This is a genomic window from Micromonospora sp. NPDC000442, assembly GCF_042898635.1.
Lineage (GTDB): Bacteria > Actinomycetota > Actinomycetes > Mycobacteriales > Micromonosporaceae > Micromonospora.
Genome location: NZ_JBIAYZ010000015.1, coordinates 131471 through 151930 on the forward strand (window position 1 = coordinate 131471; position 20460 = coordinate 151930).

19 protein-coding genes and 1 riboswitch are annotated in these 20460 nt (G+C 70.1%); of the genes, 6 read left to right on the plus strand and 13 right to left on the minus strand.

Features of this window, described 5'->3' with window-relative positions; all coding sequences use genetic code 11:
- Positions 1-6: 6 nt before the first annotated feature.
- The 5 genes from urtD to ACFY2A_RS22770 form a co-directional block, all read right to left on the minus strand.
- Positions 7-780 carry an urea ABC transporter ATP-binding protein UrtD gene (urtD, locus tag ACFY2A_RS22750; RefSeq protein WP_363922278.1) on the minus strand — a complete coding sequence of 258 codons (774 nt, stop codon included), beginning with the start codon at positions 778-780 and terminating at the stop codon, positions 7-9.
- Positions 777-1946, minus strand: coding sequence for an urea ABC transporter permease subunit UrtC (urtC, locus tag ACFY2A_RS22755; protein WP_387174392.1), 1170 nt, complete (start codon positions 1944-1946; stop codon positions 777-779). The genes urtD and urtC overlap by 4 nt, the downstream gene beginning before the upstream one ends.
- Complete coding sequence (urtB, locus tag ACFY2A_RS22760; RefSeq protein WP_387174394.1) at positions 1943-2830, minus strand: urea ABC transporter permease subunit UrtB; 888 nt, start codon at positions 2828-2830, stop codon at positions 1943-1945. The genes urtC and urtB overlap by 4 nt, the downstream gene beginning before the upstream one ends.
- A gap of 64 nt (positions 2831-2894) precedes the next feature.
- The gene (gene urtA / locus ACFY2A_RS22765; RefSeq protein WP_387174396.1) at positions 2895-4139 is read right to left on the minus strand and encodes an urea ABC transporter substrate-binding protein; all 1245 of its coding nucleotides are present in this window, start codon (positions 4137-4139) and stop codon (positions 2895-2897) included.
- Between the two features lie 457 nt (positions 4140-4596).
- A complete protein-coding gene (locus ACFY2A_RS22770; RefSeq protein WP_387174398.1) occupies positions 4597-5724 on the minus strand; it encodes a substrate-binding domain-containing protein in 1128 nt (375 codons plus the stop codon).
- A gap of 97 nt (positions 5725-5821) precedes the next feature.
- On the opposite strand from ACFY2A_RS22770, the gene ACFY2A_RS22775 reads away from it, so the two are divergent.
- Entirely contained in the window at positions 5822-6274 is a 453-nt protein-coding gene (locus ACFY2A_RS22775; protein ID WP_363922268.1) for a MarR family winged helix-turn-helix transcriptional regulator, read from the plus strand.
- A gap of 163 nt (positions 6275-6437) precedes the next feature.
- Here the strand turns inward: ACFY2A_RS22775 and ACFY2A_RS22780 are convergent, their stop codons facing one another.
- The 8 genes from ACFY2A_RS22780 to ACFY2A_RS22815 all read right to left on the minus strand — a co-directional run bounded on the left by ACFY2A_RS22780 (position 6438) and on the right by ACFY2A_RS22815 (position 13237).
- Positions 6438-7460: a serine hydrolase gene (locus tag ACFY2A_RS22780; RefSeq protein WP_387174400.1), complete on the minus strand. Its 1023-nt coding sequence runs from the start codon at positions 7458-7460 to the stop codon at positions 6438-6440.
- A 170-nt stretch (positions 7461-7630) separates the two neighbouring features.
- Positions 7631-8596, minus strand: coding sequence for a DUF6968 family protein (locus tag ACFY2A_RS22785; RefSeq protein WP_387174402.1), 966 nt, complete (start codon positions 8594-8596; stop codon positions 7631-7633).
- Positions 8574-9356, minus strand: a complete 783-nt coding sequence (locus tag ACFY2A_RS22790) for an urease accessory protein UreD (RefSeq protein ID WP_387174404.1) — start codon at positions 9354-9356, stop codon at positions 8574-8576. Before ACFY2A_RS22790 ends, ACFY2A_RS22785 begins: the two co-directional genes overlap by 23 nt.
- Positions 9356-10096, minus strand: coding sequence for an urease accessory protein UreG (ureG, locus tag ACFY2A_RS22795; protein WP_387174406.1), 741 nt, complete (start codon positions 10094-10096; stop codon positions 9356-9358). The genes ACFY2A_RS22790 and ureG overlap by 1 nt, the downstream gene beginning before the upstream one ends.
- Positions 10086-10844: an urease accessory protein UreF gene (locus ACFY2A_RS22800; protein WP_387174408.1), complete on the minus strand. Its 759-nt coding sequence runs from the start codon at positions 10842-10844 to the stop codon at positions 10086-10088. The genes ureG and ACFY2A_RS22800 overlap by 11 nt, the downstream gene beginning before the upstream one ends.
- The gene (locus ACFY2A_RS22805) at positions 10844-12547 is read right to left on the minus strand and encodes an urease subunit alpha (protein WP_387174410.1); all 1704 of its coding nucleotides are present in this window, start codon (positions 12545-12547) and stop codon (positions 10844-10846) included. Before ACFY2A_RS22805 ends, ACFY2A_RS22800 begins: the two co-directional genes overlap by 1 nt.
- 67 nt (positions 12548-12614) lie before the next feature.
- A complete protein-coding gene (locus ACFY2A_RS22810; protein ID WP_363922254.1) occupies positions 12615-12938 on the minus strand; it encodes an urease subunit beta in 324 nt (107 codons plus the stop codon).
- Complete coding sequence (locus ACFY2A_RS22815; RefSeq protein WP_387174433.1) at positions 12935-13237, minus strand: urease subunit gamma; 303 nt, start codon at positions 13235-13237, stop codon at positions 12935-12937. Before ACFY2A_RS22815 ends, ACFY2A_RS22810 begins: the two co-directional genes overlap by 4 nt.
- 387 nt (positions 13238-13624) lie before the next feature.
- Positions 13625-13737: riboswitch (SAM riboswitch) on the plus strand.
- Positions 13738-13998: 261 nt separating this feature from the next.
- On the opposite strand from ACFY2A_RS22815, the gene ACFY2A_RS22820 reads away from it, so the two are divergent.
- The 5 genes from ACFY2A_RS22820 (at position 13999) to ACFY2A_RS22840 (ending at position 20383) form a co-directional block, all read left to right on the plus strand.
- Positions 13999-14847, plus strand: coding sequence for an ABC transporter substrate-binding protein (locus ACFY2A_RS22820; RefSeq protein ID WP_387174413.1), 849 nt, complete (start codon positions 13999-14001; stop codon positions 14845-14847).
- 37 nt (positions 14848-14884) lie between these two features.
- Positions 14885-15664, plus strand: a complete 780-nt coding sequence (locus ACFY2A_RS22825; protein ID WP_387174415.1) for an amino acid ABC transporter permease — start codon at positions 14885-14887, stop codon at positions 15662-15664.
- Entirely contained in the window at positions 15661-16392 is a 732-nt protein-coding gene (locus ACFY2A_RS22830; RefSeq protein ID WP_387174417.1) for an amino acid ABC transporter ATP-binding protein, read from the plus strand. The genes ACFY2A_RS22825 and ACFY2A_RS22830 overlap by 4 nt, the downstream gene beginning before the upstream one ends.
- Positions 16393-16556: 164 nt before the next feature.
- Positions 16557-19619: a BPTD_3080 family restriction endonuclease gene (locus ACFY2A_RS22835; RefSeq protein ID WP_387174419.1), complete on the plus strand. Its 3063-nt coding sequence runs from the start codon at positions 16557-16559 to the stop codon at positions 19617-19619.
- Complete coding sequence (locus tag ACFY2A_RS22840; protein ID WP_387174422.1) at positions 19619-20383, plus strand: DNA methyltransferase; 765 nt, start codon at positions 19619-19621, stop codon at positions 20381-20383. The genes ACFY2A_RS22835 and ACFY2A_RS22840 overlap by 1 nt, the downstream gene beginning before the upstream one ends.
- Positions 20384-20460 lie beyond the last annotated feature (77 nt).

Genomic DNA, 20460 nt, shown 5'->3' on the forward strand with positions numbered 1-20460 from the left:
CGAGCATCATGCCTCCGTCTGTGTCGGGGCCGACCCGGCATCGACCGGGTGACCGAGATAGACCTCCTGCACGCGTGGATCGGCCTGCACCTGGGCGACGGTGCCCTCGCTTAGCACCCGACCGGCGTGCAGCACGGTGACGGTACGCGCGAACCGGCGCAGGAAGTCCATGTCGTGCTCGATCACCACCACCGTGCGGTCCTGGCTCACCTTCTCCAGCAGTTGCCCGGTGGCGTCGCGTTCCTCGTGGCTCATGCCGGCGACCGGCTCGTCGAGCAGCAGCAGCCGGGTGTCCTGCACCAGCAGCATGCCGATCTCCAGCCACTGCTTCTGCCCGTGGGCGAGGGTGCCGGCGAGTTGGTCGGCGCAGCGCGCCAGGCCGATCACGTCGAGCGCCTCGGCCACCTCGTCCGGCACGCCGTGGCGGCGACGCAGCAACGTCGCCCAGCCGCGTCGGGCCCCGGCGGCGATGTCGAGGTTCTGCAACACGGTCAGCTCCTCGAACACCGTCGAGGTCTGGAAGGTGCGGCCGACGCCGAGCCGGCTGATCCGGTGCACCGGCCTGCCGAGCAGTTCCCGGTCACCGAAGCGCACCGAGCCGGTGGCCCGGACCAGCCCGGTGACCGCGTCCACCAGAGTGGTCTTGCCGGCGCCGTTGGGCCCGATCAGGAACCGGATGTCGCCGGGCGCGACGTCGAGGGAGACCCCGTCGACGGCGGTGAACCCGTCGAAGCTGACCCGCAGGTCACGCACGTAGAGCCCGTGCAACCGCCCGGTCATGCCGCCCCCTCCCGCCGCCGTGGTCGAAATCGGCCGAATCGGCTCGGGCGGGGTTCGCCGTCGCCGCGGCGGCGGGCCAGACCGATCAGCGAGGCCAGGCCGCCGGGCAGGAACGCCACCACCACCACGAACAGCAGACCCTGAAGGTACGTCCAGGTACCCGGGAAACGCTCCGACAGGGCGGTACGCGCCCACGCCACCGCGACCGCGCCGAGTACCGGCCCGAGCAGCGTGGCCCGCCCGCCGACGGCGACGCCGATGACGAACTCGATGGACGGCACGATCCCGATCAGCGCCGGGGAGATGATGCCCACCGCCGGCACGAACAGCGCGCCGGCCAGCCCGGCCATGCCGGCCGCGACCACGTACGCGACCAGCTTCACGGTGGCCGGGTCGTAGCCGAGGAAGCGGACCCGTTCCTCCGAGTCGCGGACGGCCACCAGCAGCTCGCCGTAGCGGCTCTGCATCAGGTGCCGGGCCAGGGCCAGCAACGCCAGCAGCGTGCCGGCGATGATGAAGTAGACCATCCGCTGGTTTACCGGGTCGTCCAGGTCGTAGCCGAAGAAGCCCTGGATGTCGGTGAGCCCGTTGGTGCCTCCGGTGGTGCCCTGCTGGCCGATCAGCAGGATCACCATGGCGGCGGCGAGGGCCTGGCTGAGGATGGCGAAGTAGGCACCACGCACCCGACGGCGGAAGACAAGCGACCCGAGCACGAAGGCCACCGCCATCGGCAGTAGCACCGTGGCGGGCAGGGCGAACCACGGGCTGGCGAACGGTCGCCACCACAGCGGCAGCTCGTCGAGTTGCCCGTACAGCAGCATGAAATCGGGCATGTTGCCCGGACCCGCGTCGGCGAGCTTGAGGTGCATGGCCATCGCGTAGCCGCCGAGGCCGAAGAAGACGCCCTGGCCGAGGGTGAGCATGCCGCCGCGCCCCCAGGCCAGGCCGATGCCGACCGCGACCATGGCCACGCAGAGGTACTTCGCCAACAGGGAGAGCCGGAAGTCCGACAGCACCAGCGGCGCGACGGCGAAGAGCAGGGCCGCGCCGAAGGCGAACCCGGCGGCGGCCCGGTACCGGTGGCGGGACGGTCCGGCCGCCGGTCTGGTCGGTGGTGCCGGCGCGGGGTCGGCGGCGGCGACGGGATCTCGGGCGACGGTGGTCATGCCAGACTCCTGGTGCGCAGGGTGAACAGGCCCTGGGGTCGCCACTGGAGGAACGCGACGATGGCGATGAAGACCATCACCTTGGCGACGCTGAGGGTGGTGAGGTATTCGCCGCTCGCCTGGAGCACACCCAGGGCGAAGGCGACGATGACGGTGCCCTTGAGCTGGCCGATCCCGCCGACCACGACGACCAGGAAGGCGTCGATGATGAGGTTGGTGCCCATGGTGGGACCGATCGGCCCGAGCAGGGTGAGGGCCACTCCGGCGATGCCGGCCAGACCGGAGCCGATGAAGAAGGTCATCCGGTCGACCCGGGCGGTGGGAATGCCGGAGACGGCGGCCAGATCCCGGTTCTGCACGACGGCCCGGATCCGGCGACCCAGCGGGGTGACCCGCAGGGCCAGGGTCAACGCGACGACGGCGCCGCCGGCCAGGGCGAGGATGAACAACCGGTTGTTCGCCACGGTGATGCCGCCGGGCAGCGCGATGTTGCCGGTGAGCAGCTCCGGTGCCCGGGTCTGCACGTTGGGGCTGCCGAAGATGTCCCGGGCCAGCTGTTGCAGGATCAGCGACACGCCCCAGGTGACCAGCAGGGTGTCCAGCGGGCGGGCGTAGAGGCGGCGGATCAGCAGGATCTCCAGCAGCACACCCATCGCGCCGGCCACCACGAAGGCGACCGGCAGGGCGATCAGCAGCGACCAGCCGGCCGCGGTGATGATCTGTTGCAGGACGTAGGTGGTGTAGGCGCCGGCCATGATGAACTCGCCGTGGGCCATGTTGATCACGCCCATCTGGCCGAAGGTCAGGGCCAGGCCGAGTGCGATGAGCAGCAGCACCGCCCCGATGCTGACGCCGGTGAAGAGTTGGCCGATGAGAACTGTCACGGTGCGTACTCCGAACTGCTGGTGGGGGTGGGCCCGGGCGGTCGCGCCGCCCGGGCCCACCGGGTCAGCTCAGGCCGCCGGCCCACGGGTAGCTCTTGAGGTACGGGTCGGGGGTGATCGGTTGTCCGGAGTTCCAGACCTCGGTGATCAGCCCGTCCGCACCGACCTTGCCGACGCGTGCCGTCTTGGCGATGTGCTGGGTGGCACCGTCCACGGTGACCAGCCCTTCGGGTGCCTCGAAGGTGATGCCGTCGGAGGCCTCACGGACCTTCTCCACGTCGAAGGTGCCGGCCTTCTCGACCATCGCCTTCCACAGATAGACCGAGACGTACGCGGCTTCCATCGGGTCGCTCGTCGGCTTGTCCGCCCCGTACTTGGCCTTGTACGCCGCGACGAACTTCTCGTTCGCCGCCCCGGGCGTGGTCTGGTAGTAGTTCCAGGCGGTGAGCTGGCCCTCCAGGTACTGGGTGCCGATGCTCTTGACCTCCTCCTCGGCGATCGACACCGACACCACGGGCATGCTGGCGGCGGTCAGCCCGGCGGACTTGTACTCCTTGAAGAACGCCACGTTGCTGTCGCCGTTGAGCGTGTTGAAGACCGCGTCCGCGCCGGAGGACTTCACCTTGTTCGTGATGGTGCCGAACTCGGTGGAGCCCAGCGGGGCGTAGTCCTCCCCCAGCACCTTCATCCCGTTGGCCTCGGCGTACGCCTTGATGATCTTGTTGGCGGTGCGCGGGAAGACGTAGTCGGAGCCGACCAGGTAGAGCGAGGTGGCGCCCTGGGCCTTGAGGTAGTCCAGGCCGGGGACGATCTGCTGGTTCGTCGTGGCCCCGGTGTAGAAGATGTACGGCGACTGCTCCAGACCCTCGTACTGCACCGGGTAGAACAGCAGCGCCTTGTTCTTCTCGAACACGGGCTTGACGGCCTTGCGGCTGGCCGAGGTCCAGCAGCCGAAGACGGCCGCGACGCGGTCCTCCCGGATCAGCTTCTCGGCCTTCTCGGCGAAGGTCGGCCAGTCCGAGGCACCGTCCTCGCCGACGGGTTCGATCTTCTTGTCGAGTACGCCCCCGGCTGCGTTGATCTCCTCGATCGCCAGCATGATCGCGTCTCGGACGGTGACCTCGCTGATGGCCATCGTGCCGGACAGCGAGTTGAGCAGGCCCACCTTGACGGTGTCGCCGGAGACATCGGCGGCGACTCCCGCAGCGGTGTTCCCGTCGGTGGTCTTGCTGCCGCACGCGGCCAGCGCGGCCGCGGCGACCAGGGTCATGGCACCCGCCAGGATGCGGCGGCCCCGGATCAGTGTCATCAATTCTCCCTGCGTCGCGCGTGTGACGTCAGTCAGTGCCCGGGAGCGATCGTCGGCCCCGAGTCGAAGTGCGGATCTGTCTAACTGCGGTGCGGTCCGTCGGAACATTGGCGCTGCCCGGTACGGCGGGTGGACACCGATCCGGGCGGCGATTCGAATATCGGGCAGGGAAAGCTTCGATCCGTTTCATTGCACGGATGTTTCCCAGTCCTCAAGAGACTGTTTCCGCTGGCCTGACCGCCCTGATCGTGGGCACGAAAAATGCCGGTGCGTCGCCGGGGAGAATCGGCGGAATGACACCGGCACACGATTTTCAGCCGCAATCGGCTGCGCTTTTCCGTCCATCGCCGGACGGTGGTGATATCCGACGCGACGGCCGGATGCTTCACGTAGGAAGTATCTTTGCCGCCAGCTGACGGACCTGTCAAGGCACGGTCCGGTCACGCCCCGACGGGGGTCACAGTTCAGTCAGGACGGTGAAGTCCAGTCCGTCGGCCTCGGCCAGGTAGATGCGCTGGCGGACGTGCCGTCGGCGCAGCCGCAACTCGCCACGCGGCCCGTCGTACGACACCACGTCGGCGGAGGCCTCCACCGCCCGTACGTCAAGCGTGCCGGCCTTGGCGATCAGCGCCGCCAGCAACATCACACCCTCGTAGCAGGACTCCCCCAGGCTGCCCAGCGGCGGCGCCTCCAGCCCGAAGCGGCGACCGAAGCTCCCGTGGAAGTCGAGATTCTCCTGGGTCACCAGGCCGGCGAAGAAACCCGCCGTGCTGAACAGCCCCCGGGTATTGGCGGCACCGCTGGCGAGCAGCATGTTCTCGTCCATCAGGGTGCTCAGCCGTCGACAGCGCTGGTCCAGACCGGCCCGCGCGAACGCCCGGTTGAACCGGACCGCGTCCGCGCCCACAAGCAGCATGAGCACCGCGTCGGCGTCGCTGCGTTCGATGCGCCGCAGCACCTCGGCGTAGTCGTGGGTCTCCAACGGCAGGAAGTGCTGACCGACCACGCGCCCGCCGCTGCGCAGCGCGTACCGGTGCGCCGCCCGGGTCGTCCGGCGCGGCCAGACGTAGTCGTTGCCGACCACGAACCAGCGCCGCGCCCCGAGATCCCCGGCCAGCACCCGCATCGCCGGCCACAGCTGCGCGTCCGGCGTCTCGCTGGTCAGGAAGACACCCTCGGTACGCTCGCCCCCCTCGTACAGGGCGGTGTAGACGTACGGCACCCGGTGCGCGATGCGCGGCGCCACCGCCTGACGCACGGAGGAGATGTGCCAGCCGGTGACGCCCTGCACCGCGCCCACCGACACCAGCGCCTCCACCTCGGCGGCCACCTCGGCCGGCGGTGCCCCGCCGTCCACCGGCACCAGCCGCAACTCCCGGCCGAGCACCCCGCCGCGCCGGTTCAGCTCCTCGACCGCGAGCTGCGCGCACAGTTCGCAGCTCGGGCCGAACATGCCCGCCGGGCCACGCATCGGGTACACCAGCGCGATACTGACCACGCCGCTGTCGACGGTCAGCCAGGACGCCCCGGCGGTGATGCTCTCCCCCGCCTGCGGGCGCCCGGACCCCGGTGCCGGCGCGGACATGAACACATGGTGGCCGCCGCTGCTTGTGGAAGACCAGCCCTCCCAGCCAGCGGGACATCTCGGTACGATGACACCGCAACCGCGAGGCGGGAGTGCCATGTCAGACCTTCCCGGTTCCGCAGCCGACCTGCTACCGCTGCTCACCCGCGCCGAGCGGCTGCTCTCGCGCCGGGTCGGCGGGGTGCTCGCCGCCGAGTCGCTGAGCATCGAGGCGTGGCGGGTCCTCTGCCTGCTCGCCGACGGTCTCGGGCACCCGATGAGCGAGGTCGCCGCCGAGGCGTCGCTGCCGCCCGGCACACTGACCAAGCTGGTCGACCAGCTCGTCGACCGTAACCTCGTCTTCCGCCGGGTCGACCCGATCGACCGCCGCCGCATCCGCGCCTACCTGACCGCGCGGGGCCGCCGTGAGCACGAGCGGGTGGACGCCGAGATCCGCGCCCACCTGGCCGGGTTCGACACGTCGACCGACGCCGACCTGACCAGCCTGCTCGAAGCCCTCATCGCCCGCCTGAACGCCGGCCACCCCACCCCAACCCCCACCCCCGCCTAACCACCCCTGACCGGCGCAGCTACGCCCACCCCACCCCACCCCACCCCCACGCACGCCGCGATCTTGCACTTTCGGTCGTCGATATGCACCACTTGCGACTTTTGCGCGGACAGAAAGTGCAAGATCGCGGGGGTGGGGGTGGGGGTGGGGGTGGGGGTGGGGGTCAGCCGCCGTTGACGGGGTGGAACTGGGGGACGGTGTGGCGGGCGCGGGGGGTGCGGTTGGTGGTGGGGCCGATGGCGTCGAACATGGTGCGGCCCAGGGCCGCGTGGGCGCGCACAGCCGGGTGGGTGCCGCCGTAGTTGTCCAGGTCACCGAGGGAGTCGGCGAAGAAGGCGTACGTCAGGGTGGGTGCGCCGGTCGCGTCGAAGATAACGCCGGCCTCGTGCCGGGCGGCACCGGAGGCGTCGAAGTCGGCACCATACTTGGTGGCGACCCGGCTGCGCTCGGCCGACGACATGTCCCGGCGGACCCCGTCGTGGTAACCGTTGATCCAGCGCAGAACGCCGAGCAGGAAGTCACTCGACCGGGTCGACAGCAGGGTCTTGTTGGCCAGCCGCCACAACAGGTCGTGGGTTTCGCGCGGGGTGGTCACCCCGAGGAAGAACCGGTTCGGGTTGGCCACCGGCTCGACCCGGGTGTGCGTGAAGCCCTTGGCCGCCAGAATCTCGTTGATCTCCAGTGCCGGCACCACCCGACCGCACATCCGCACGGCCGTGTTGTCGGAGACGAGCAGCATCGCGGTGAGGAAGTTCGCCACCGTGACCTCGTCGCCCCAGACCGTCTGGAGGAAGTAGATCCCACTGCCGCCGAGAATGATGTCGGCGCTCAGGTCGAGCCGCTGGTCCAGCCGCAGCTCGCCCCGGTCGATCTTGTCCATGACGGCGACCGCGACCGCCAACTTCTGCACGCTGTACCCGTGGGTCACCCGGTCGGCGTCGTCGGCGATCACGGTCCGGAGGGCCCCGGTGGCGTCGAGCATCGCGACGTGCGAGCGCCACACCCCGCCGGCCCGGGCCTTCTGCTGCCGGTACGTCCGGCGGATCGACTCTCGCGGCGACACCCTGCCGTTGGCCGCTGTGGCGTCGTCGTCCGGCGCGGCCACCGCACCGGACGGCGTTGCCGCCACTGTCACCGCTGCCGCACCGAACCCGATCGCGGCCCGACGACTGATCCGCTTGGTCATTGCCTCTCCCCAGGGTTTCCGCTGGCACCGGCGAGCACCGGCACCTGACACACCCTGCCAGAAGACCACAAAGGACAATCGATCGTGGTTACCCCGAGGTCTCCCGCGAGCCGGCCGAGGTGACGCACCTCGCCCGCGCAGCCGGTAGGGGTGGCCGTCGTAAAAGCCGATCAGAGTGCAGTGATGGTCTCCGGTGCCCGTTCCCGACGGGACAACGCCCGCACCACCGCGAGAGGACCGTGCCGCCAGGCGGCGATCCGGGTGAGCAGGTCACTGGTCAGCTCGGTGGCGGCGGCCGGCATCTCGGGCGTCGGCAGGCCCAGGCTGACCGCCAGGTCGTCGGTGTGCACCACCAGCTCCAGCAGCCGGGTCAGCAGGAAGTCGTCGACGGCCAGACCCCAGTCGCCGAGGTCGACGATCCGGTGCGGCGGTTGTGCCGGCACCGCGCGGCGCAGCCTCGCCAGGACCCCGTCGACCTCGACGGCGAGCTGACCGGCGTCGGTCTCGGCGGCGGCCCGTTCACCCCGGTCGCGGATGTCGGTGTTGTCCGCCTCGTCCGCGCCGGTGGTCACCCAGGCGCTGCGGGTGAAGTGCGCCAGGACGTCGATCGCGGTATGCCCGGGCCGGGCGTCGAGCAGTTCCGCCGTCCGGGTGATCTGGTTGGCGAGGTGCCGGGCCAGCCCACCTGTCGAGTAGTACGGCAGGGCGCTCGGCATCATCCAGTGCTCCGCCAGCACCGGCGTACGCAGCAGCGCGGCGGCGACGTCGGCGGCGGCGAGGTAGGCGCTCCGGGTGGTGACGTCCTGGGGCACCAGGCCCGGGTCGACGCGCAGACCGAGGTCCGGCTGTCCCAACCAGTCCAGTCGAGCCGAGGTCTGCTCGGCATGTTCGGTAAGCAGCAGCCGCACGCGGTACGCGGCCAGCAGCATCGCCTGTAGGGAATCCACCCCGAACGCGGCGTCCACCGCACCGTCTGCCAGCCCGTCGATCTGGAACGGGCAGCACCAGTCACCGCCCAGCAATGGGTCGGGGTGCGGCTTGCCGAAACGGACGACCAGTTCCGACGTGCCGTCGTCAGGAAGAACCATCGCGATCCGCCGCTCGGCGACGACCTCACCCAACTCGTACAACCCCACGCTCCTCTCCCCCGGCCGAGGCAGCGATGGTATCCATCGCGGTATCGGGTTCGAGGTACTCCCGCAGGGTGTGGGCGTCCGGCGCGGTGGCGCTCCACAGGGTCGCCGGGCCACCGGCCAGCGGCAGCCGGGCCCGCGTACCGCACACCGCAGGCGACGCCGCCGGCCGGGCCGGGTCCACGATCAGCAGCGAACCGGTGGCGGACGCGCCGGCCAACACCGCCGGTCCGGCCCAGCCGGCGGAATTCGGCCCGACCGCCAAGGACTGCCGCAACAGTGGTCGCTCGGCCAGGTCGACCCAGGTGTTGATCTCGACGTTGCCGGGCTGTTCGCCGTGCCGCCCGCAGATCAGCTCGTCCCGCCAGTGCAGGACGCCGCCCTCGGCGAGGTCCACGTGAGAGTCCGCGACGTGCGCGCAGCCGGCCGCCGCGACCAGTTGCTCCGGCAGCCAGTACAGGGTCGCGCCATCGGCGACGGTGGCCCGGACCAGCGTCCGGGACACCGCGCCGGGGCGGCCGGGCAGGGCCACCGAGGCGGCCACGGTGTGCACGCGGACCACCGCGCCGGGGCCGACCTCGACGTCCAGCCGCAGGTCGTCGCCGGCGAGCGGACCGGCCGCACCGCCGACGACGTACACCGTGACACCTCCGCCGGGCGCCGGTACCTGGCGGAGCAGCAGCGGGCTCTCGCCGCGCAGCTCGACCAGGGTGGTACGGCCGCGCCGGTCGGCACGGGCCACCAGCCGGGCGGTGGCCCGCATCAGGCCTGCCCGGCGGGCACCGCGTGCCCGTCCGGTGCGGACTGCGCGCCCCGGTGATGGCCCAGCTCGTGGCGGATCCACGCGGCGACCCGGGTGGCGAGGGGATCCTCGGTGATGGACTGGAACACCGTGGGCAGGTCGCCCCGGCGGGCCCGGGCGTCGCGGTCCATCACGGACAGGTCGGCGCCGACCATCGGTGCCAGGTCGGTCTTGTTGATGACCAGCAGGTCGGCGGCGGTCACCCCCGGGCCGCCCTTGCGGGGCACCTTGTCCCCGCCGGCCACGTCCACCACGAATATCTGCCGGTCCACCAGACCCCGGCTGAACGTGGCGGTCAGGTTGTCGCCGCCGCTCTCCACCAGCACCAGATCCAGCGGACCCAGCGCGTCGGTCAGCTCGTCGACCGCGTCGAGGTTGGCGCCGATGTCGTCGCGGATGGCGGTGTGCGGGCAGCAGCCGGTTTCCACCGCCCGGATCCGGGCCGGGTCGAGCACACCGGCGCGTTTGAGGAAGTCGGCGTCCTCGGTGGTGTAGATGTCGTTCGTCACCACGCCCAGGCGCAGCTCGCCGGCGAACGCCCGGCACAGCGCCGCGACCAGGGCGGTCTTGCCGGAGCCGACCGGGCCGCCGATGCCGACCCGCAGCGCCCGCGCGGCGGCGGGCAGCGGGGCGTGCGGGTCGACCCCCGGCTCGGGGTGGGTGTGGGGAACGGACTCGTCGTGATCGAATTCAGGACGCAAAGAGACGCACCTCCCAGGTGGCGTGAGCTTCGGCATGGATGTCGGCGAGCGGAGCGGCGGCGGCGGGCAGCCGCTCCGGTGGTTCCTCGGCGGCCCGCGCCGCCCGCGCCGCGATGGCGTCGCAGGCCCCGGCGAGCCGCACCAGCAGGGCCTGCACCTGGTACGGATCCAGGCCGAGCAGGCGTACGGCGGCACTTGCCGAACCGGTCACCGTGGCGTGGGCGGCGACGGTGGCCACCTGCCCGGGGTCGAGACCGGCGGCGGCACCGACCAGCCCCAGCACCAGCGGCTGGTGTGGCCCGTCCGGCGCGGCGGGCAGGTCGTCGAAGGTGGCCGCCGGCCAGATCCGGCGACCGGCCCGCAGCAGTGCGCGCCCCTGCCGGCGGGACACCGACCGCTGGGCCGGCGAAGCGGTTCGGGCGTCCAGTTCGGCGTCGAGCCGGACCAGCGTGGCGCGACGTCGCGACGGTAGGTCGACGTGGGGCGGGTCCGCCGGGTGGTCGCCGCCGACCGGGCGACCGCCTGCCGAGGGCCCCGGCGAGCCGCGCGCCGCCCGGCAGGATGTCGCGGCGAAGGCCGCCGCGACCAGCCCGGCGGTGGCGAGTCGCCCGCGCAGGTACTCCCCCAGCGTGCTCAGATCGGTCACCCGGCCGGCGGCGACGGCGGCCTCCAACCCGGCCGAGTGGGCGTGCGCACCGGCCGGAAACCGCCCGTCGGCGAGGAGCAGCAGCATCGTCGGGGTGGCCATCAGAACAGGAAGTACCGCTGGGCCATGGGCAGTTCGGTCACCGGATCCGGCTCCACCACCACGCCGTCGATCCGGACCGTGAAGGTGTCCGGGTCGACCTCGATGCGCGGCAGGGCGTTGTTCTCCGGCAGGTCGGTCTTGCCGCGCGAGCGTACGTCGGCCACCGGCACCACCCGGCGTCGCACGTCCAGCCGCAGCCCGGCCTCCAGCGCGGCGGGTGCCACGAAGGCCAGGCTGGTGGCGGCCGCCGCGACGCCGTACGCGCCGAACATCGGCCGGGGCAGCATCGGCTGCGGGGTGGGGATCGACGCGTTCGCGTCACCCAGCTGGGCGTACGCGATCATGCCGCCCTTGATGACCAGGTGCGGTCGTACGCCGAAGAACGCCGGCTCCCACAGCACCAGGTCGGCGAGCTTGCCCGGCTCCACCGACCCGATCTCGTGGTCGAGCCCGTTGGCCATCGCCGCGCAGATGGTGTACTTCGCGACGTACCGGCGGGCCCGGTGGTTGTCGGCGGCCCCGTCCCCGGGCAGGGCACCCACCCGGGCCTTCATCACGTGGGCGCTCTGCCAGGTCCGCAGCACGATCTCCCCGATCCGGCCCATCGCCTGCGAGTCGGAGCCGATGATGGAGATCGCGCCGAGGTCGTGCAGCAGGTCCTCGGCGGCCATCGTGGACGGCCGGATGCGGCTCTCGGCGAAAGCCAGGTCCTCCGGTACGGCCGGGTTGAGATGGTGGCAGACCATCAGCATGTCGAGGTGCTCGGCGAGCGTGTTGCGGGTGTACGGGCGGGTCGGGTTGGTCGACGAGGGCAGCACGTTCGGCTCACCGGCGACGGTGATGATGTCCGGCGCGTGCCCGCCGCCGGCCCCCTCGGTGTGGTACGAGTGGATCGCCCGACCGCCGATGGCGCGCAGCGTGTCGGCCACGAACCCGGCCTCGTTCAGGGTGTCGGTGTGGATGGAGACCTGCACGCCGGAGGCGTCGGCGACACGCAGGCAGGCGTCGATCGCCGCCGGGGTGGTGCCCCAGTCCTCGTGCAGCTTGAACCCGCCGGCCCCGGCCCGCAACTGCTCCCACAGCGCCTCCTCCGAGACGGTGTTGCCCTTGCCGAGCAGCAGCACGTTGACCGGGAACGTGTCGAGGGCCTCGTGCATCCGGGCCAGGTGCCAGCCGTTCGGGGTGACGGTGGTGGCCCGGGTGCCCTCGGCGGGGCCGGTGCCGCCGCCGACCAGGGTCGTGACCCCACTGGCGAGGGCCTCGGTGACCAGTTGCGGGCAGATGAAGTGCACGTGGGTGTCGACCGCCCCGGCGGTGAGGATCCGGCCGTTACCGGCGATCACCTCGGTGGCCGGGCCGATGACCAGGTCCGGATGGACACCGTCCATGGTGTCCGGGTTGCCGGCGCGGCCCAGCGCGACGATCCGCCCGTCCCGCAGCCCGACGTCGGCCTTCACCACCCCCCAGTGGTCGAGGATGACCGCACCGGTGATGACGGTGTCCAGGGCACCCTCGGCGCGGGTGGCCCGCGACTGGCCCATCGACTCACGGATCACCTTGCCGCCGCCGAAGACCGCCTCGTCACCGCCGGCACAGTGGTCCTGCTCGATCTCGATCAGCAGGTTCGTGTCGGCCAGCCGGATCCGGTCGCCGGTGCTCGGTCCGTACAGGGCGACGTAGCGGTCCCGTTCGACGCTGCTCATGCCCACGCTCCCCGTCGTTGCCAGCCGCCCGGCCGCGCCACCGCGCCGGATCTGCCGATTCGCCCGCTCACTCCGGCCGTCCCTCGTCAAGCGCTCCGGCGCACTCGCCGCGCAGGCCCGGCACGATCCGTGCGCCGCCCAGCGGCACCAGGTCCACCCGGCGGCTCACCCCCGGCTCGAACCGCACCGAGGTGCCGGCCGGTACGGCGAGCCGCTGCCCCCAGGCGACGTCCCGGTCGAAGTCCAGCGCCGGGTTGGCCTCGGCGAAGTGGTAGTGCGACCCGACCTGCACCGGCCGGTCACCGGTGTTGACCACCGTCAGCACCGTCACCGGCCGGCCGACGTTGATCTCGACGGGCCCGGCCGCCGGCAGGATCTCCCCGGGGATCACGGGATCGGGTGGTGCACCGTCACCAACTTGGTGCCGTCCGGGAACGTCGCCTCCACCTGCACCTCCCCCAGCAACTCGGGGATGCCGTCCTGGACGTCGTCGCGGCTGAGCACGGTGCGTCCGGCGGCCATCAGGTCGACCACGGACTCACCGTCGCGCGCCCCTTCGAGCAGGAAGGCGGTGATCACCGCGACGGCTTCCGGATAGTTGAGGCGCAGGCCGCGCTCGCGGCGACGCCGGGCGACGTCGGCCGCCACATGGACGAGCAGGCGATCCTGCTCGTGAGGAGTGAGATACACGGGTACTCCCGGTGGATGTCCGCGCTCCCGACGCCGCCGGCCCGGCGCCTCGACGCGCCGCCACGGCTCGGGATTCGCCCGCCGGCTCGACCACCACACCTGGAAGGCCCGGAACTCCACCGTCCCGGCCCGCATGGCGGCGCACCGGCGGTGGCTTCTCGGATGCGGACCGCACCGCCCACCGCTGAGCAGACCGTAAGGGATCACGCCGTCCACGGGCAACACCCCCGACGGGTGCACGCACCGACCCTGCCTGCGTTGATCATGAGGTTAGCGGCAGTTGAAGAGATCAAACATGCCGCTAACCTCATGATCAACCTGGCTTGGGGTGAGGGTGGTCATAACGGGTGGACGGTGGGCGGGGGCTGGCTGCTAGTTTCGGCGGCAGGTCATGAGTGCCAGCGTCAAGCCCCGGCTCGCTGGCCGGCAACCCTCCTCCGCGCAGGGGTGCCCCGGGTGAGGACCAGGCATCGGAGCGTTCTCCGGTGCAAGCGTGGCCTGGGTTCCCAGGTCATCACGACCTTGAGGAGAACCATGTCGTACCGCGATCGTTCTGTGGCCCGCCCGGGCCTGACCCGGCGTCGCCACATCGACATGATGCGGGTCTGTAGCGCCGCGTGTAGCTGACCGCGTCGCCGCCGGTCACCAACCCCTGACCGGGTCCTTCCGCTCTGTCATCGATCCCATCCCAGCGGTCCGTCCTGCGGCGGACCGTCGGTGCGGCACGTCCGTGCCCGCCGTAGCTCAACCAGGAGACACCTGTGCGATTCCTTCCCGCCCTGACCCGGGCCGCCGCCGTCGGCGTCGCCGCGATCCTCGGCGCGACCACCCTGACCGCCTGCGGCTCGAACTCCGCCGGCGGTACGGCCGACAATCCCTACAACCTGCTCCAGCCGGGCGTGCTGCGGGCCGGCACACTCACCGACGCCCCGCCGAACGTCTACCTGAAGGACGGCACGTTCACCGGCTTCGACAACGACCTGCTGGTCGCCGCCGCCGACAAGCTCGGCCTGAAGGTGGAGTTCGTCGGCACCGACTTCTCGGGGCTGCTCGCCCAGGTCAACAACCGCAAGTTCGACGTCGGCAGCTCCTCGATCACCATCACCGAGGCGCGCAAGAAGACTGTGGACTTCGGCAACGGGTACGACTTCGGCTACTTCGGGCTCGACGTGCCCGCCGGGTCGCCGCTGACCAGCTTCGAGGAGTTGCCCGGCAAGCGGGTGGTGGTCGTGCAGGGCACCGTCCAGGACGACTACGCCACGAACAAGGGCCTCGACCCGGTCCGCGTGCCCGACTACAACGGCGCGATCAACCAGCTCAAGGCCGGTACCGCGGACGCGTGGATCGCCCCCGCCGAGATCGGCGAGAAGACCGCCGCGGACAGCGGCGGCAAGATCACGGTGGCGGCGAAGGAACTCAGCCCGGCCCCGACCGCGTACGCCTTCGCCAAGGGCAACGACGCGCTGCGCGAGGCGCTGAACAAGGCCCTCGACGAGGTGATCGCCGACGGCACCTGGACGCGCCTACAGGAGCAGTACTACCCGGGCCGGCCGATCCCGGCCGACTTCACCCCGGGCAGCGGTGACGTGTCGGCCCCGGCCGCCTCCTGACGGTAGGACCACCAGCGAGCAGGGCGGAGGTTGACCTGTGGATCCGTTGCGCACCCTGTGGGAGACGTTCTTCGACGGGGAGTCGATGCGCGAGGCGCTACCCGAGATGCTCACCGTCGGGTTGCCGAACACGCTGATCCTGGCGGTCACCGCCGCCCTGCTCGGCTCGGCGCTGGGCATCGTGCTGGCGGTGGCGGGCATCTCGCGTACCCGCTGGCTGCGGTGGCCGGCCCGGGTGTACACCGACGTGTTCCGGGGCCTGCCGGCAGCGGCGACCATCCTGCTGATCGGGGTCGGCCTTGCCCCGCTGGGCATGCAGGTGTGGGGACCGAATCCGTACCCGCTGGGCATCCTCGCGCTGTCGCTGATCGCCTCGGCGTACCTCGGAGAGATCTTCCGCTCCGGCATCCAGTCGGTGGAGGCCACCCAGTTGGAGGCGGCCCGCGCGCTGGGGTTCTCCTGGCGTGAGGCGATGCGACGGGTGATCATCCCGCAGGGCATCCGGCGGATCCTGCCGGCCTGGGTGAACCAGCTCATCGCCCTGATCAAGGACTCCAGCCTGGTCTACTTCCTCGGCCTGCTGGCCAGTCAGCGCGAGCTGTTCCGGATCGGTCAGGACTACGCCGCCAACACCGGCAACCAGTCGGCGCTGCTGCTGGCCGGGCTGTTCTACCTGGCGCTGACGGTGCCACTGACCCACGTCGTCAACTGGATCGACCGGCGGCTACGACACGGCCGGCCGGCGGCCGGACCGACCGACGACCCCGACGACCTGGACCTGGCGCTGCCCGGCGCCGCCGGAGGCAACCAACGATGAACACCTCGGTCAGCCTGAGCCTGCGCGACGTACACCTGGCCTTCGGATGTCACCGGGTGCTGCGCGGAGTGGACCTGGACGTGGCGCGCGGCGGCACCGCCTGCGTGATCGGCCCGTCCGGGTCGGGAAAATCCACCCTGCTGCGGACCGTCAACCGGCTCCTCGAACCGGACCGGGGGGACGTGCTGCTGGACGGGCGCAGCGTGCTGCGCGACGACCCGGACGCCCTGCGGCAGCGGATCGGCATGGTGTTCCAGCAGTTCAACCTCTTCCCGCACATGAGCGTGGAGCGCAACATCACCCTGCCGTTGCGCCGCATCCGCAAGCTCGGCGAGGACGAGGCGGTGGCCCGGGCCCGGGCCGAACTCGACCGGGTCGGCCTGGCCGCGAAGGCCGACGCCCGACCGGCGCACCTGTCCGGCGGGCAGCAGCAGCGGGTCGCCATCGCCCGAGCGCTGGCCATGCAGCCGCAGGTGATGCTCTTCGACGAGGCCACCTCGGCGCTGGACCCGGAGCTGGTCAAGGGGGTGCTGGCGCTGATGGCGGAGCTGTCCGCTCAGGGCATGACCATGGTGGTGGTCACCCACGAGATGGGTTTCGCCCGCCAGGTCGCCGACACCGTCGCCTTCATGGACGCCGGGGTGGTGCTGGAGGCCGGCGAGCCGCAGGCCGTCTTCGAGTCGCCGCAGCACCCCCGCCTACGCCGCTTCCTGTCCCAGGTGCTGTGAGACGAACGAGGCAACCCAACGTCACCCTCCGACACAATCTATGTGCCTTGCGTAGCAGCGACTCACCGTTGGGTCACCACGACCGGCTCCTCAACCTCGGTTCCTAACGCCCGGTATAGGCTGTCGCACGCATCCGCAACATCCACTCAACCGGGAGGTCTACGTTGAGCGACCGGGTCATCGACAACCCGATCATCAACTCACCGTACGGCCGCCCCACCCGCCATTTCGCCTTCGACCGGGACGGCATCACCGACCGGATCGAGGAGCAGCGGCGACCGTCGAGCTTCTTCATCCCGGTGCCGCGACCTCGCAAGCGGGGGCAACAGCTTGAGTTGCAGGTCTTCACCGAAGACGACATCAAGCCCAACAAGCAGGTCAATGATGTCCGTGAGCGGGTGGACGCGTGGCGGGAGGCAGGTTGGCCGAACGTCACACCTGTGACCCGCCGTCTGCTGGAGTACTGGAGCGATCCGGAGCGGGACAACAAGATCCTGTTCTGCCAGCGTGAGGCGGTCGAGACGGCCATCTTCCTTGCCGAGGGCGCGACCAAGTGGCAGGGCAGCTGGATCAACAACGATCTGGACGCGCACAACACCGAGCACAACAACGGCCTGCCACGAGTCGCCCTCAAGATGGCGACCGGCACCGGCAAGACGGTTGTGATGGCCATGTTGATCGCCTGGCAGACGATCAACAAGGTCCATGCACGGTACGACAAGACGTTCGCCAAGCGTTTCCTGGTGGTGACTCCCGGCCTCACCATCCGTGACCGGCTGCGGGTTCTGCTGCCGGAGGATCCGGGCAACTACTACCGCGAGCGCGATCTGGTACCGGCTGAGTTCGCCGACGATCTCGGCCAAGCGAAGATCGTCATCACCAACTTCCACGCCTTCCAACTCCGCGAAACCCGCTTCGGCCGCAACGCGACCGGAAACACCAAGGCCCTGGTGGCCCCCGGTCGACCTGACCCGTTCCGGGAAACCCCGGCCCAGATGGTCAGCCGGGTACTACGCGAGCTTGGCGGCTCGTCTGAGATCGTCGTCTTCAACGACGAGGCACATCATTGCTACCGGGGACGTGCTGGTGAGCCGGAACCGGACGCCGACACCGTCGAGAATCTGCGCGGCGACGAGCGAAAAGAGGCCGCTGACCGGGCCGAGGACGCTCGGATCTGGTTCAGCGGACTGGAGGCGATCCGGACCAAGGTCGGCATCAAGAGGGTGTACGACCTCTCCGCGACCCCCTTCTTCCTGGCCGGATCCGGCTACCGGGAGGGCACTCTTTTCCCCTGGGTGGTCAGCGACTTCTCGCTTATCGACGCCATCGAGGCCGGCATCGTCAAGATCCCCCGGGTGCCGGTCGACGACGACCGGGTCGCCAACCGCGTGACCTACCTGAACCTCTGGCAGGAGATCCGGGATTCGTTGCCCAAGGGTGGACGCCGGTCCAACCAGGACTTCACCGCAGCGGATCTGCCCGGCGCGCTGACCGCCGCCCTGCACAGCCTCTACGGCTCCTACGTGTCAGCCTATGAGGCTTGGGAGAAGTCAGAGGCCGCAGCGCACGGGCAACCGCCTCCGGTGTTCATCGTCGTCTGTAGCAACACGACTATCTCGAAGGCCGTCTACGAGTGGATCGGCGGCTACGACCGTGAGCAGGCCGGTCACCTGATGCCGACCGCCGGACAGCTACCCCTGTTCAGCAACGTGGCGGATGGGCAGTGGCTGCACCGGCAGCGAACGATTCTCGTCGACGCAGCAGAGTTCGAGTCCGGCAGCCTGTCACCGGAGTTCCGCCGCACGGCGGCCCGCGAGATCGCCGAGTTCAAACAGGAGTACGCGGACCGCTTCCCAGGCCGGAGCGCGGACGACATCGGCGACGCGGAACTGATGCGGGAGGTGATGAACACCGTCGGCAAACCGGGGAAGCTCGGTGAGCCGGTGCGGTGTGTCGTCAGCGTCTCCATGCTGACGGAGGGCTGGGACGCCAACACGGTCACCCATATCCTCGGAGTACGAGCCTTCGGCACTCAGTTGCTCTGCGAGCAGGTGGTCGGCCGGGGCCTGAGGCGACGCTCGTACGTCGCCGACGAGAACGGCATGTTCAGCCCCGAGTACGCGGACGTCTACGGCGTCCCGTTCCAGTTCATCCCCACGGTGGCCGTGTCGCGGGAACTGCCGATGAAGCCGGTTCGCAACGTACGGGCCGAGCCGGACCGCGACGCGGCAAAGCTTGAGATCACCTTCCCGCGGGTGGTCGGGTACCACCTGGAGATACCCGACGCACCCCTGGTCGGCGACTTCTCGGATCCCGACCTGAAGATGATCCTGTCTCGGCAGGACCTGCCGACAAAGACCATGGTGGCGGGGCAGGTCGGCGAGGAGGACGTGCACGACCTCGAACGGTTGAAGGGCCTCCGTGGACAGTTCGTGGCCTATCGGCTGGCGAGTGAAGTACTCACCCGCAAGCTGCGCACCGAGGACGGTGACCTGCGGCCGTGGTATTTCCCGCAGGTGCTGGAGATCGCTCAGGAGTGGCTTCGCCGCTGCGTCGACATCCGGGACGACCAGGCGGTCGGTCTGATCCTGCTGCGGGAGGCCGAGGCGGTGGAGAAGATCTGGCAGTCGATCGCATGGCAGCGTGGCCAGCGGGAACGCTGGGTGCTGCCCGTGCTGCGGACGACGGATCCGATCGGCACCACTTCGAGCGTGGACTTCCGGACGACCAGGGAGGTCTGGCCAACGGATCCGCGACGGTGCCAGGTCAACCTCGTGACGCTCGACGGCAAGGATGGCAACGCCTGGGAGCGGGCGGTCGCCCAGGCAATTGAGTCTCTGCCGGAGGAGCAGGTCACCGCGTACGTCCGCAACGACCACCTCGACTTCTTCATCCCGTACGAGCACGCTGGGCGGAGCCGGCGGTTCTACCCGGACTTCTTGGTCAAGTTGGCCGATGCCGGCGACGGGATAGCCCGCACCCTGATTGTCGAGGTGTCCGGCGGTCGCAAGTCACAATCCGAAGCTGCGCAGAAGGCGTGGGCTGCCCGCAATCTCTGGGTCCAGGCGGTCAACAACAGTGGGAGGTTCGGGCGCTGGAGCTTCTGCGAACTTCGTGACCCGACCACCGCCAAACGAGACCTTCGACCCGCCATAGATGCGCTGTTCGCCCTGCAAGGCGCGGCGGCGCTCACCGATGCCGTATCCGCCGAGGAGGAGCTGGTCTGATGCCCCCGAGGAGTCGCAAGCCCGCCGTCAGCAACGTGCCGGTCCAGGCGATCTCGCACCCGACGGACCGGCGAGTGCACATCCCGACGGCGGACGGCCAGGAGTTCGTCTCGCCCGACGCCGCCCGGATCGAACAGGTTAAGAAGGAGCGCGACCCGAGCCTGGACCCGCAGCTCGTCTGGATCGGCAAGGAGGAACAGGACACCGAAGACCTGCTGGTCGAGGCCCCGCCGATCTACATCCAGGAGAAAATCGCCCCACGCACCCTGGTTGAGGAGTTGCGCAGGGCCAGCGAGAAGTCCCGCCCTCGGGAAAACGAGCAGCTCGGCCTCTTCGCCGACGACTACGCCGACTTCGACGGACTGGACGACTGGCAGTCGGTCGAGTATTACCAGCACGAGGCCAACTGGTCCAACCGCATGATCCTCGGCGACTCGCTGCGCGTCATGGCGTCGCTCGCCGAGAAGGAGCGACTACGCGGCAAGGTCCAGATGATCTACATCGACCCGCCGTACGGCATCAAGTTCGGCTCCAACTGGCAGATGTCCGCCCGCAAGCGGGACGTCAAGGACGGCAACCTCGCCGATGTCACCCGTGAGGTCGAGCAGATCAAGGCGTTCCGGGACACCTGGGAGCTGGGCATCAACTCCTACCTGGCGTACCTGCGCGACCGGCTGATCATCGCGCGCGACCTGCTCACCGAGTCCGGCAGCATCTTCGTCCAAATCGGCGACGAGAACGTCCACCTAAGGGACGTCTCGTAACTCCGTCGGCCGTCCATGATGGATCATGTCGGGGTGCAGGTGATCTCGGTAGCCCGCCAGGAGTGGATTTTCCCGTT